The following is a 13,809-nucleotide window of genomic DNA, read 5'->3' on the forward strand; positions in this document are numbered from 1 at the left end:
TCCGGATCCGCGGCGTACGCGGCCCATGGACAACTGCGCCAGGAGGGCTCGGCGCACGGGATTGCGGCGCTGTCGAGGTCGTGCCTGGGGCGGCCGGCACACGGCTCGTCCGGGGCGTTCCGCGGCGGTCACGGCCCCGCGGAACTCCTGCGGTTGAGAAACCGCCAGGTCAGGTGAATCCTGGACACTAGCAAGCGAGGAGTCAGGTGCGGCCGGGCTTTCGCCCCAGGCGGAGCCCGGCGGAGGCCGGACACCATCAGCCAAGCCTCGCGCGGCTCACCGAGGCCCGCGCGGGTCCGGAACAGATCTGAACATCGACCCGACCGGGCGCCGCCATGGCCGAGCAACCGGCCCGTCGGCCCGGCGCGAGCCCGGCGCCGTCGGATGGCCGTCAACCGTTGCGGTCGGCGACCTTGACGCCCCTTGGGTGCCGGTGAACACTTCCGGTGTCAGTCGACATCGCCGTACATACGCGGCGTATTCCGGCACTGCGGCGCGTGGATGCGCTGCGCCAAGGCCCTTTCCCCCACGGGCGATTCGGCTGCGACGGCACGCTCGTCACGGATGCCGGGCGGGGCGCGGAACCCCTGCCTCCGGCTGAAGTAGCCACGGGAAACGCACCCTGCAGGTGAGAACCGGGGCCGATCGTCCCGGGCCAGGGCTGAGGAGCCGCCATGACTAACGGAGACATTTTCGTCGGCGAGATGATCGGCACGGCGATTCTGGTCCTGTTCGGTGCCGGCGTGTGTGCCGCCGTCACCCTCAGATTCTCGAAAGCGCGAGCCGCCGGATGGGTGGTGATCGCGTTCGGCTGGGGCTTCGGCGTGCTGGCAGGCGCGTACACCGCCGCTCCCCTCTCCGGGGGACACATCAACCCGGCGGTCACGCTGGGTCTGGCCGTCGACACGGGCGTGTGGGACAAGGTCTGGATCTACCTGCTCGGGCAGATCGTGGGCGCCATGCTGGGCGCGGTCCTCGCCTACTTGATCTACTTCGCCCAGTTCCAGGCAAACGTGCGGAAGACGGGCACCACCGAAGGCACGGTGGACGAACCGGTTCCCACCCTGGGCATCTTCTCCACCATCCCTGAGATCCGGAACCCGGTCGCCAACCTGATGACGGAGATCCTGGCGACCATCGCCCTGGTGCTGCCCATCCTGGCCTTGGTGGGTGACGACAGGGTCGTCCAGGGAGTCGGCATCGGCCCGATCCCGGGCGAAGCCGCGGGGATCTACGGCTCCGGCATCTCGATCCTGCTGGTGTCCCTGCTGGTCGTAGGCATCGGCCTGTCGCTCGGTGGGCCCACCGGATATGCGATCAACCCGGCTCGTGACCTCGGTCCGCGCATCGTGCACCAGTTCCTGCCGATCCCGAACAAGGGAACCACCGACTGGGGGTACGCGTGGGTCCCGGTGATAGGGCCTGCGGTCGGCGGCATTCTCGGGGCGCTCATCTACAACGCAGCCTTCTGACCAGCCGAAGGGGTAGCCATGACGGACAACTCCGCGAAGTACGTCGCAGCCATCGACCAGGGCACCACGTCGAGCCGCTGCATCGTCTTCGACCAGAACGGCGCGATCGTCGCCGTGGACCAGCGTGAGCACCGCCAGATCTTCCCGAAGCCCGGCTGGGTGGAGCACGACGCCACCGAGATCTGGTCCAAGGTGCAGGCGGTGGTGGCAGGGGCGATCGCGAAGGCCGGCCTGAGGGCCGACCAGCTGTCCGCGATGGGGATCACCAACCAGCGCGAGACGACCCTCCTGTGGGACCGCTCCACGGGCAAGCCGGTGCACAACGCCATCGTCTGGCAGGACACGCGGACGGCGGCGCTCTGCAATCAGCTGGGTGGCTCGGACGGGCAGGACCGCTTCCGCGAGCAGACGGGTCTGCCGCTGGCCACCTACTTCTCGGGGCCCAAGGCGGCCTGGCTGCTCGACAGCGTGCCCGACCTCCGGGCGCGTGCCGAACGCGGCGAGATCGCCTTCGGCACGATGGACTCCTGGCTGATCTGGAACCTCACGGGCGGCACGGACGGCGGGCAGCACGTCACCGACGTGACCAACGCCGGACGCACCATGCTGATGAACCTGGAGACCCTCCAGTGGGACTCCTCGATCCTCTCGGCCATGAACATCCCCGAGGCCATGCTGCCCGAGATCCGCTCCTCCTCCGAGGTGTACGGCACGGCCGTCGGCCAGCTCGCGGGTGTGCCGGTGGCCTCCGCGCTGGGCGACCAGCAGGCGGCCGTGTTCGGACAGGCCTGCTATGACGTGGGCACCGCCAAGAACACGTACGGCACGGGAAGTTTCCTGCTGCTCAACACGGGCGACCGCCCGGTGGCGTCGAAGAGCGGACTGCTGACGACGATGGGGTACAAGATCGGCACTGAGGCGCCGGTCTACTGCCTGGAGGGCGCGATCGCCATCACGGGCGCGCTGGTGCAGTGGTTCCGGGACCAGCTCGGCATCATCCGGACGGCCGACGAGATCGAGCCTCTCGCGGCGAGCGTGGAGGACAACGGCGGCGCGTACATCGTTCCGGCGTTCTCGGGCCTGTTCGCGCCGTACTGGCGCTCCGACGCACGTGGTGTGATCACCGGCCTGACCCGGTACGTCACGAAGGCGCACCTCGCGCGCGCGGTGCTGGAGGCGACGAGCTGGCAGACCCGTGAGGTCGTCGACGCCATGTACCAGGACTCCGGGGTGCACATCACCACCCTGAAGGTCGACGGCGGCATGACCAAGAACAACCTGCTCATGCAGCACCAGGCAGACGTGCTCGACGTCCCGGTGGTCCGGCCGAAGATCTCCGAGACGACCTGCCTGGGCGCCGCGTACGCGGCCGGTCTGGCCACCGGTGTGTGGAACGACCTGGACGAACTCAAGGCGCACTGGCAGAAGGACGTGGAGTGGACTCCGGACATGGAGGCGTCGGTGCGGGACCGTGAGTACCACAACTGGCGCAAGGCCGTGGAGAAGAGCTTCGGCTGGGAGGAGGGCGACAGCTGACCACGCGCGCGTGGAGCGTCCTTTCCGACGGCGGCCCGTACCCCGGTCGGCGGGGGTACGGGCCGCGTACGCCGGCCGGGCTCGTCAGCCGGTGACGGCCTCGCGTCAGCCGGTGACGGCCTCGCGTCGGTCGGCCGCGTAGGCCATGGCGTGCTGGACGACGCCGATGAGTGCCTCCTTGACCGACTCGCGGTCGCGGGCGTCGCACATCATGAGCGGCACGCCCTCGTCCAGGTCGAGGGCCTGGCGGACGTCCTCGATCGGGTAACGGGGAGCGCCCTCGAAGCAGTTGACGCCGACGAGGAAGGGGATCGAGCGCCGTTCGAAGTAGTCGACGGCGGCGAAGCAGTCCTCCAGGCGGCGGGTATCGGCGAGGACGACGGCACCGAGTGCGCCCTCGGAGAGCTCGTCCCACATGAACCAGAACCGCTCCTGGCCGGGCGTGCCGAAGAGGTACAGCACGAGGTCCTCGCGGAGGGTGATACGACCGAAGTCCATGGCCACGGTCGTGGTGTGCTTGCCCTCCACGCCACTGGTGTCGTCGACCGGGCGCCCGGCCTCGGTGAGCAGCTCCTCGGTGCGCAGCGGCCTGATCTCGCTGACCGCGCCGACGAGCGTGGTCTTGCCCACGCCGAAGCCGCCGGCCACCAGGATCTTGAGCGTGACGGGCTCGACCGGAGGCTTGCCGCGCTCAGAACGCCCGAAGATCATCGATCTCTTCTCCTGCTTGATGGGGGTCGGGCGACGGCGGGCCGTAGCCTCCGCCGCCGGGGGTTTCGATGACGAGTACGTCGCCGGTGACGAGGTCAGCGGAGTCGCTGCCGCCGAGTGCGGTCACCGTGCCGTCGGCGTGCTCCACCCGGTTGGCGCCGAGAGCGCCGGGCTCGCCACCCGCCATGCCGTACGGCGGGACCCGGCGGTGCTGGGACAGGGTGGAGACGGTCATGGGTTCGAGGAAGCGGATGCGGCGTACCGCGCCGTCCCCGCCGTGCCACCGTCCGGCGCCGCCGCTCCCGCACCGGACGGCGAACTCCTCGAGGCGCACGGGCAGTCTCCACTCCAGGACCTCGGGGTCGGTGAGGCGGGAGTTGGTCATATGGGTCTGGACGACGGGTGCGCCGGAGAAGCCGTCGCCCGCGCCGGAGCCTGAGGCAACGGTTTCATAGTACTGGTGCTGCTCGTTGCCGAAGGTGACGTTGTTCATGGTCCCGGAGCCCTCGGCCTGGACGCCGAGCGCCGCGTAGAGGGCGCCGGTGACGGCCTGGGAGGTTTCGACGTTCCCGGCGACCACGGCTGCGGGCGGCTCGGGGGCGAGCAGGCAGCCGGGCGGGACGACGATACGCAGGGGGCGCAGACAGCCGTCGTTGAGGGGGATGTCGTCGGCGACGAGGGTGCGGAAGACGTAGAGGACGGCTGCGTTGACGACCGAGAAGGGGGCGTTGAAGTTGGTGGGCAGTTGCGCGGACGTGCCGGTGAAGTCGATCGTCGCGGAACGGTTCCGGCGGTCCACGCGCACGGCCACGCGGATGACGGCGCCCGAGTCGGTCTCATAGGCGTATTCGCCGTCGCCGAGGGCGCCGATGACGCGGCGTACGGCCTCTTCGGCGTTGTCCTGGACGTGCCTCATGTAGGCCTGGACTACGTCGAGGCCGTAGTCCTCGATCATGCGGCCGACCTCCTCGACACCCTTGTGGTTGGCGGCGATCTGGGCGCGCAGGTCGGCGAGGTTGGTCTTCGGGTTGCGGGAGGGGTAGGTCGCTTCGGTGAGGAGGCGGAGAGTCTCGTCCTCGCGGAAGCGGCCGTTCTCGGCGAGAAGCCAGTTGTCGAAGAGGACGCCCTCCTCCTCGATGGTGCGGCTGCCCGCGGGCATGGAGCCGGGGGCGATGCCGCCGATCTCGGCGTGATGGCCGCGCGAGGCGGCGTAGAACAGGATCTCCGGGTCGCTTCCCGCCCTTCCTGCCCTGTCACTCTCCGTGGCGGCCGGCGGTGGGGTGTCGAAGACCGGCGTGATCACGGTGACGTCCGGCAGATGGGTGCCGCCGTGGTACGGGTCGTTGACGGCGTAGGTGTCTCCGGGGCGCATGCGGGAGCCGCGCCGACGGATGACCTCCTTGACACTCGTGCCCATCGAGCCCAGGTGGACGGGGATGTGATGGGCGTTGGCCACCAGGTTTCCGTCCGGGTCGAAGAGGGCGCAGGAGAAGTCCAGGCGCTCCTTGATGTTGACGGACTGGGCGGTGGATTCGAGGCGGGCGCCCATCTGCTCGGCGATCGACATGAACAGGTTGTTGAAGACCTCAAGCAGAACCGGGTCGACTTTCGTGTCGAGATCGGAACTCTGCGTAATCGCGGCGCGTTCCATGACCAGATGCCCGTCGTCGGTCGCCGCGGCCCGCCAGCCGTCGTCGACGACGGTCGTCGAGCCGGCTTCGGTGATGACCGCCGGGCCGGTGACAGTGTCGCTGGGGGGAAGGTCCTCGCGGCGGTGGAGGGGCACGTCGCGCCAGGCACCGCCGGTGTGGAGGCGGACGGTGCGCGGCGCCGCGGGGCTGCCGTCCGTGGTGGCTCCGTAGGGGGCGAGAGCGGAGAGATCGGGGGATTCTGTGATGCCGGTGGCTTCGACGGAGAGGGCTTCGACGACGATCGGGCGGTCGAGCGTGAAGGAGTACGTGGCGCGATGACGGTCTTCGAAGGCTCGCCGCATCTTCTCGGGCTCGGTCAGCTCGACGGTGAGGGTCGTGTCGGTGCCGTCGTAGCGGAGCTCCGCGCGACGGGTGACCTCGATGCGTTCCTCGGGGACGTCCTCGGCGAGGAGTTCGGCGCGCGCCGCCGCTTCGAGGTCTTCGGCGGTCTTGCGGACGCCGGGCATGGAGACGGGTTCCAGGGGTGCCTCGACGGACTGCTCGCGCATGGCGGTGGTGTCGGCGAGACCGATGCCGAGTGCGGACAGGACTCCGGCCATGGGGGGCACGAGGACGGTGCGGATGCCGAGGGAGTCGGCGACCATACAGGCGTGCTGGCCGCCGGCCCCTCCGAAGGTGGTGAGGGCGTAGCGGGTGACGTCGTGGCCCTTCTGGACGGAGATCCGCTTCACGGCGGAGGCGATGTTGGCCACGGCGATCTGCAGGTAGCCCTCGGCGACCTGTTCTGGCGTGCGGTCGTCGCCGGTCTGCTCGCCGATCTCGCGGGCGAGGGCGGTGAAGCGGTCCCGGACGAGTGTCTCGTCGAGGGGCTGATCGCCGTCGGGTCCGAACACCTTCGGGAAGTGAGCGGGCTGGATCCGGCCGAGCATGACGTTGGCGTCGGTGACGGCGAGCGGTCCGCCGCCGCGGTAGCAGGCGGGCCCCGGGTCCGCGCCCGCCGAGTCCGGCCCTACGCGGTAGCGGGAGCCGTCGAAGTGCAGGACGGACCCGCCACCAGCCGCGACGGTGTGGATGTCCAGCATGGGGGCGCGCAGCCGGACGCCGGCGATCTGACTGGTGAAGACGCGCTCGTACGCGCCCGCGAAGTGGGAGACGTCGGTGGAAGTCCCGCCCATGTCGAAGCCGATGACCCGGTCGAAGCCGGCGAGCTGCGACATACGGGCCATGCCGACGATGCCTCCGGCCGGCCCGGACAGGATGGCGTCCTTCCCGCGGAACTGCCCCGCTGCGGTGAGGCCGCCATTGGACTGCATGAACATCAGCCGTACGCCTTCGAGCTCGTCGGCGACCTGTCGGACGTAGCGGCGCAGCACGGGCGAGAGGTAGGCGTCGACGACGGCGGTGTCCCCGCGGGGGACGAGTTTCATCAGGGGGCTGGCCTCGCTGGAGAGCGAGATCTGCGGGAAGCCGACGCGGGCGGCGAGTTCCCCGACGGCCTGTTCGTGGGCCGGGTGGAGGTGGCTGTGCATGCAGACCACCGCGACGGCGCGGATCCCGTCCTCGTACGCCTCCTGCAGTGGCCCGGCGAGGGCCTCCGGGTCGGGAACCCGCAGGACGGTGCCGTCGGCGGCGATGCGCTCGTCGACCTCGACGACCCGCTCGTACAGCAGCTCGGGCAGCTCGATGCGGCGGGCGAAGATGCTCGGGCGGTTCTGGTAGGCGATGCGCAGGGCGTCGCGGAAGCCGCGGGTGATGAGCAGCAGGGTGCGCTCGCCCTTGCGCTCCAGGAGGGCGTTGGTGGCGACGGTCGTCCCCATGCGCACGCTGTCGACGGGCTCGCCGGAGCCGGCCAGCAGGGTGCGGACGCCCTCGACCGCGGCGTCGGCGTAGCGCGCGGGGCTGTCCGAGAGCAGCTTGTGCGTGAGCAGCCGGCCGTCCGGGCGCCGGGCGACAACGTCGGTGAAGGTGCCGCCTCGGTCCACCCAGAACTGCCAGCCAGTCACGTCAGTACCCCGCTTCCGCGCTGCTCACAGCGCCCGGAGGCCGTTGATCACGTCGCGCAGAATACTCTCGTCCGGCAGTTCGGCAGGGGGTACGGGCCGGTTCACATGGACGAATTCCGCATCCACGAGATCTCCGACGAGGACCCGTACCACCCCGATCGGCAGGTCGAGTTCCGCTGCGAGTTCGGCGACCGACTGCGGGATGTCGCGGCACAGTCCGACGATGTCCACATGCTCCGGGGAGAGCATGTGGTCGGCTTCCGGATCGTCCGCATGTGGCTCCGTGACCACGACCGCGATCAGGTCAAGGCGGTGCTGGCCCTGACTGCTGGTGCGGCCGCGGGTCATGGCGTACGGGCGGACGACCGGTCCGGCATCGTCGTCGAACCAGTGGCTTCTTCCCTGACCGTCAGCGCTCATGTCATCCCACTACCCGCCTGCGGGCAGATCGGTGCGCGGAGCGGCGGCCAGATGCACGCCCACTCGCTTCACGAGGAGCGTCATCTCGTAGGCGACCTGGCCGACGTCGGAGTCGGCGTCCGAGAGGACGGCGAGGCAGCTGCCGTCACCGGCGGCCGTCACGAACAGGAAGGCGTCGTCGAGCTCGACAACCGTCTGGCGGACGTTGCCGGCCTCGAAATGACGCCCCACACCCTTGGCGAGGCTGTGGAACCCGGAGGCGACGGCGGCCAGGTGCTCGCTGTCCTCCCTGGTCAGGTCCTTGGACACGCCCGTCGGCAAACCGTCGCCGGAGAGCACGAGGGCCTTGCGGATGCTCGCGACACGGTCCACCAGGTCGTCGAGGAGCCAGTTCAGCTCCCCCTTGATGGTCGCGGTGTGGCCGGTCGCCTTCGGTGCGGTCATCGACCGTCCCCCTCTGTCGTTCCTTGTGGTGCTGCGCCGCTGTGGGCTGAGTCGCCCTCGGCGTTCTCCTCACGGCCACGCTGCCAGCCACGCTGGAGCGATGCCATGCGGCTGCGTACTTCCTCGGCGTCGCGTTCGACGGGCTCGGCCCTGTCGTCGGTACGCGGCTCCGAGCTCCGCTTCAGTTGCGGGGCCAGGTTGGCCTGGCGGACACGCCGGGGCAACGGCGCGGAGCCGGAGCCGGGCGGTGGTGCGGAACCGGTCTGCCGGGGCGCGGCGCCGGAGCCTGTCCCGTGGCCCGAGGGCCTGTCGGTGACCTGCGACGTGGGGCCGGAGCCGTGGTCCGGTCCGTCCGGGCCGCTCGAGGCGATCTCCGCGCGGCGGGTCCGCGAGGGCAGAGCGGACGGCTCGGATCGGTCACCGGCGGCGCTGCCGGGCGAGGCCGGGGATTCCGTGTGGTTCTCGTCGCGGCCGGCCGATCCGATGCCACGGCGGGCGGATTCCGTCCCGCGGCGGCGCGCCGGCAGCGGCGGCGCGTCCGGCAGGGCGTCCCCGCGTCGGCTGCCGTCCGCGGAGCCCTCGCCGGGGCGCCGGGCCGGAAGGGGGGACGCGGGCTCGGGTCCCGGCCGGCCGGTGGCCCGGCCGCTCGTGGGCTCCTCGCCCCGGCGGCGCTGCGGGAGGGCGGAGGTGGGGCTGGACTCCGTTCGGCCGGTGGCCGTGGTGGTCTCCTCGTCCGTCTTCCCCCGCCGGGGGCGCTGCTCGGTGACCGGGCGCCCGTGCGAGCTGACCAGCTTGGGGGTGTGGCGGCGGGGCAGCTGGACGGGAGCGCTCAGCTCCTCGTCGCTGTCGCTCCGGTCCGCCGCGCCCCGGGCATCGGCGCTCTGCCGGCGCGGGTCGGTGCGGCGGCCCGCCGTCTCGTCCGAGGCGCGGGTGAGGGAGTGGCGGGGGCGGAACAGACCGCCGTGTTCACTGTCCTCGTCCTGGATGGCGCCGGGGAACTCCCCGATGGTCTCCAGGTCGACGGGGGCCTCCAGCTCGACAGGGCCGTCCAGCAGGGAGGCGGGCAGGCCGGTGCGCTGCGCAGGTGCCTGGGACAGCGCGGCACGGCGGCTGTCCTGCGGCTCGCTGTCCGGGGCCAGCTGGGGGCGGTCGAGCCGGAACCCGATGCCGTTGGTGTCCGGGACGTCGTCGGTCAGCAGGGCGTCGGGGATGAAGACCACTGCGGTCGTGCCGCCGTACGGGGAGGGCTGCAGGGAGACCCGGACGTTCTGGCGCTGGGCGAGACGGCTGACCACGAACAGACCGAGCCGGTCGGTGTCGGACAGCTCGAACTCCGGCGTCTCGGCGAGCCGGAGATTGGCGTCCAGCAGCGCTTCGGCGGCCATGCCGAGACCACGGTCGTGGATCTCCAGGGTGAAGCCGTTGGCGACACGCTCGCCGAGAACCTGCACGGCGGTGTGCGGCGGCGAGAACACTGTGGCGTTCTCCAGGAGTTCGGCCACGAGATGCGTGAGGTCCGCGACGGCCGGGCCGCTGATGGCGATGCGCGGAAGGCGGCGGACCTCGATGCGTTCGTAGTCCTCGACCTCGGCGACGGCGGCGCGCACGACGTCCATGAGCTGGACGGGCTTGCGCCACTGCCGGGAGGGCGCGGCGCCGGAGAGGATCACGAGGCCCTCGGCGTGCCGGCGCATGCGGGTGGTGAGGTGGTCGAGGCGGAACAGGTCGGCGAGTTCCTCGGTGTCCTCGGTCCGGCGTTCCATGGCGTCGAGCAGGGTGAGCTGCTTGTGGAGCAGGACCTGGCTGCGGCGCGCGAGGTTGACGAAGACCTCGGAGACGCCTGCGCGCAGCTCGGCCTGCTTGACGGCGGCCTCGACGGCGGCGCGCTGCAGGGTGTTGAGGGCCTGGCCGACCTCACCCATCTCGTTCTTGTCGTATTCGAGGCGCGGGACCTCGGTCTCGACGTCGACCTGCTCGCCCGCGGAGAGGCGGCGCATGACGCTGGGCAGGCGCACTCCGGACGCCTCGTGTGCCTCCAGACGCAGCTGCCGCAGATCGCGGATGAGGGTGCGGCCGACGCGTACGGACAGGAAGAGGGAGAGCAGCAGCGCGATCAGGCCGAGTGCGCCGGCGATGACCGCCTTGGCGATGACGCCTACGGCGACGGGGTGGACGCGGTCCTGGTAACGGTCGTTGGCCTGGTCGTTGAGGGTGCCGAGCTCGTCGAGCACGTTACCGGCGGCGCTGTCCCAGCCCTTGGCGGAGATACCGCGGGGGGTTCCGGCCCCGGAGGAGACGGCGGCTTCCTCGGCCACGCGCAGGGGGGCGGAGGAGGCGTTCTTCCAGAAGCTCTGGTAGCGGTCCCGCTCCGCAACGGGCAGCAGCGGCAGGTTGACGTCGTACATCAAGGTGCGCTGGGCCACGAGGTCGGAGATGTCCCGCTCTTCGGAGTGGGAGATCCTGCCGACGATCAGGGCGGAGCCGAGGAGGGCGTCCTCGCGGGAGAGCAGTTCGCGGGCGCGGGCGAGATTGACCAGCGCGCGGTACTGCTTGTCCAGTTCGACGTTGTCGACCACGTGCAGATTGGCGAGCAGGACGTAGCAGGGGTCGACGAGCCGGTTGTAGAGGTCGAGGGCCTGGCTGCGGTTGACGGTGCCGTCCTCGACACTGCGGCGCAGCGACTCGATGCCGTCGAAGGCGTCCAGAACGGCGGTCAGCCGCTCGTCGGTGTCCGCGCCCATGGCGTCGCGCACATCGGGGTTGCGGGCGTTCTCACGGATGCTGCTGACGGCCTTGTCGGTGGCGGTCCGGCTGCGCCGGAGCGCGGCGAGCCCGTCGGAGGCGCGGGGGTCGGCGAGGTGGACGAGGGTCTGGCGGCGTTCCTCCTGGAGGACGCGAACGGTGTCCTCGATGGGGTAGCCGATCTTCTCCACCACGGACGACACGTTGAACAGGTCGCCCGCCTCACGTCCCGTGAGCACGGTGGCGAAGGCCCAGATCGCGGTCAGGGACACCAGCGGCACGAGAAGCAGCGCCACGATCTTCCGGCGGATGGACTTCCCGCGAAAGCGCATGGCCTCCCCCAGCTCGGGCCCCCGGCTACCGGGGGTACACATGTGCGTCAACAAACGGCGCGAGCCTACTACCGACCCACAGGGAACTCGAAAGCCGGTCCGGAACATGAACTTCCGCGCCAGCCACGCGGCGTGGCGAGTTGTCCGGGCATTGCGGGAGTTGTCTCCCCGAAACCGGTGGTCGTGGCGCGGACCAATCCCCGGACTTCGCCAGGACGGTTGGCTGAAACTTTTCGTTTCCCGGGAATCTTCGTGACGAGTTGTTCGTCCTTCCTTACGGGAAACGGGGGCGGAATCGGCCACAGGAGCCGCGTCCCGCATCTGGGCGGCGTAAAACAGCGCAAGCCGGGCAGCCACTGGGGAGCACGGGTCTACGGATGCGAGCGAGCGGTCTGCTGGCGGTGGGGAGTGACACGGTGATGGGCACGGCGGAACGGCGCGGTGCGCCCAGGACGAGTGGGGCGCAGCTGACGGGGCATCGGGATCCCGAGGCGACCGATCGCGACATCCCCGGGGGCGTGGCGGCCCCCTCGGGAGGGGAGACGGAGGGCCTGACGCACGAGGTGGGCCGCGGCGCCAGGGAACAGCAGCACTACCGGCCCCTGTGGGTCGAGGAGCCCGCGCGCCGGCGTCGCTTGCCGGATCCGGTGCGGACGGCGGCCGTACGAGCGGTCCTCCTCATAGCCGTGACAGTGCTCCAGGCGATGGTGGCCTTCCTGTGCACGATGGCCGGGTCCTGGCTGGCGTTCCCGATGGTGATCAGCAGTGTGGTCAGCACGATCGCGGCCACCTGGGGTGCGCTCGACGTGTGGGTGACCCGCCAGGTCTGGAACCAGCGCAACGGGGTGGTGTCCGTGCCGAGCAGCACGGCGCGGGCCCTGCGGCGCGAGCGGCGCCGGACCCGGCGGCAGGAGCGGGCCGCCGAGCGGGCCCAGGCGCGGATACGCCGCCGGGGTGGGGCCGGGCAGTTGTCCCACTCGTAAGACCCGTTGCGACGGGGGCGGGGCGACCGGGCGCGGGCGAGCGGCGGCTGGGCCAGGCCAGAACCGCCGCCTCCTCGCCTTGGGTCCGACTGCGCCCACTCCTCACCCTGGGACCAACTGTGCTCACTCCGACCAGCGGTACGTGGCGCGGAGTTCGGCTGAGGGGCGTCGTGGTGCCCTGCGGCGGGCTGCGCGGCCCGGACCGGCACGACGCTGCCTGAACTCATCGAAGCGGTAGGACGGGTGCGGAGCCGGGTGCGGAGTGGGTTGCGGAGTGGGGCAGTCACCAGCACTCCGCCTCGGTCCTCGGCCGTCGCGCCGGCCTGCTAGTTGACGCTGCCGCAGATCTCGTCGTTCTTCCGGTTCCTGGGGGACGGCACCGGTACGTACGACGTGGCGACCAACGCGGTCATCCTGGCCGCGGTGTTGATCCTGTTCACGACCCTCGTGAACGCCTTCGGCGTGAAGTCGATGGCACGGATCAACACGGCGGGCGTGTTCATCGAGTTGACCGCCACCGTCGTTCTGATCATCCTCTTCGCGGTCCACATACGCGTGGTCCGCAGGTCGTCATGGAGACGCACGGCACCGGCTCGGGGTGCGGAAACGGCTACCTGGGCGCCTTCCTGGTGGCCTCGCTGGCCTCGGCGTACGTCATGTACGGCTTCGACACCGCCGCCTCGCTCGGCGAGGAGCCCCTGGACCCGACCAGGAACGCGCCGCGTGCGATCATCCGGGCGATCGTGGCGTCCTTCGTGCTCGGCGGTCTGATCCTGCTGCTCGCGCTGATGAGCGTGTCCAGCCTCAAGGGCGAGAAGCTGTCCAAGGACGGCCTGCAGCACATCGTGCTGGACGTGCTCGGCCCGACGGCCGGCAAGGCGATGCTGTGGTGTGTGTGCTGATCGCGGTGACGGTGTGCGCCCTCGCCGTGCACACGGCAGCGGTCCGGCTGGCGTTCGCCATGGCTCGCGACAACAACCTGCCCGCGTCCTCGGTGCTGGCCAAGTGCCATCCGCGGGTTCCAGACACCGGTCCTGCCGACCGTGATCATCACGATCCTGGCTCTGGCGATCCTGGTGGTCAACATCCGCCAGTCGCGGATCTTTCAGCCGCAGATATTCACGGTCGTCACCAGCATCGGCATCATCATGATCTGCCTGAAGTACCTGGGCGTCACGGTGCCGCTGCTGGTCGCCCGGCTGCGCGGGACGTGGCAGCCCGCGGGTGAGGGCCGGTCCTCGCTGGGCCGCTGGGGTCTGCCGGTCAACATTCTGGCCGTCCTGTGGGGGGCGCCATGACGCTCAACCTGATCTGGCCGCGCGCCACGGTCTACAACGCCGCGGCTCCCTACCACGGGTACCTGCGCTGGGGCGCGGTGCTGTTCGTCGCCGTCATCGCGGGTGGCGGCTTCGCCCACTACTGGTTCGTCCAGCGGCACCGGACCGGTGTGCTCGCCGAGCACCGTCCCGAGGCCCCGGCCACCGCTCCCGTCGCCGCGCCGACGGCCGGCTGAC

General features: G+C 70.6%; 8 protein-coding genes and 1 pseudogene. 4 read left to right on the forward strand and 5 right to left on the reverse strand.

Features of this window, described 5'->3' with window-relative positions; all coding sequences use genetic code 11:
* Positions 1-674 precede the first annotated feature (674 nt).
* Together A4E84_RS06865 and glpK are read left to right on the forward strand one after the other, a co-directional pair.
* On the forward strand, positions 675-1,472 hold the full coding sequence (locus A4E84_RS06865) for an MIP/aquaporin family protein (protein WP_062925690.1): 798 nt from the start codon (positions 675-677) through the stop codon (positions 1,470-1,472).
* An 18-nt stretch (positions 1,473-1,490) separates the two neighbouring features.
* Positions 1,491-3,008 (forward strand): glycerol kinase GlpK, encoded by a 1,518-nt coding sequence (gene glpK, locus A4E84_RS06870; protein WP_062925691.1) that lies wholly within the window; start codon positions 1,491-1,493, stop codon positions 3,006-3,008.
* Positions 3,009-3,113: 105 nt separating this feature from the next.
* On the opposite strand, the gene A4E84_RS06875 is transcribed toward glpK, so the two are convergent.
* From A4E84_RS06875 to A4E84_RS06895, 5 genes are read right to left on the reverse strand one after another with little or no spacing between them, the layout of a single operon-like run.
* Positions 3,114-3,719 (reverse strand): GTP-binding protein, encoded by a 606-nt coding sequence (locus A4E84_RS06875; protein ID WP_062925692.1) that lies wholly within the window; start codon positions 3,717-3,719, stop codon positions 3,114-3,116.
* Positions 3,700-7,374, reverse strand: coding sequence for a hydantoinase B/oxoprolinase family protein (locus A4E84_RS06880; protein WP_062925693.1), 3,675 nt, complete (start codon positions 7,372-7,374; stop codon positions 3,700-3,702). The genes A4E84_RS06875 and A4E84_RS06880 overlap by 20 nt, the downstream gene beginning before the upstream one ends.
* A gap of 24 nt (positions 7,375-7,398) precedes the next feature.
* On the reverse strand, positions 7,399-7,794 hold the full coding sequence (locus A4E84_RS06885; RefSeq protein WP_062925694.1) for a DUF742 domain-containing protein: 396 nt from the start codon (positions 7,792-7,794) through the stop codon (positions 7,399-7,401).
* 9 nt (positions 7,795-7,803) lie between these two features.
* A complete protein-coding gene (locus A4E84_RS06890) occupies positions 7,804-8,238 on the reverse strand; it encodes a roadblock/LC7 domain-containing protein (RefSeq protein ID WP_031109090.1) in 435 nt (144 codons plus the stop codon).
* Positions 8,235-11,312 carry a sensor histidine kinase gene (locus A4E84_RS06895; protein ID WP_062925695.1) on the reverse strand — a complete coding sequence of 1,026 codons (3,078 nt, stop codon included), beginning with the start codon at positions 11,310-11,312 and terminating at the stop codon, positions 8,235-8,237. The genes A4E84_RS06890 and A4E84_RS06895 overlap by 4 nt, the downstream gene beginning before the upstream one ends.
* Before the next feature lie 377 nt (positions 11,313-11,689).
* Between A4E84_RS06895 and A4E84_RS06900 the strand changes: the two genes are divergently transcribed.
* Together A4E84_RS06900 and A4E84_RS06905 are read left to right on the forward strand one after the other, a co-directional pair.
* Positions 11,690-12,295 carry a hypothetical protein gene (locus A4E84_RS06900; RefSeq protein WP_107308282.1) on the forward strand — a complete coding sequence of 202 codons (606 nt, stop codon included), beginning with the start codon at positions 11,690-11,692 and terminating at the stop codon, positions 12,293-12,295.
* A gap of 330 nt (positions 12,296-12,625) precedes the next feature.
* A pseudogene (locus A4E84_RS06905) lies at positions 12,626-13,808 on the forward strand (APC family permease); the annotation flags it as partial.
* Position 13,809: the final 1 nt, after the last annotated feature.

The organism is Streptomyces qaidamensis (assembly GCF_001611795.1).
GTDB lineage: Bacteria > Actinomycetota > Actinomycetes > Streptomycetales > Streptomycetaceae > Streptomyces > Streptomyces qaidamensis.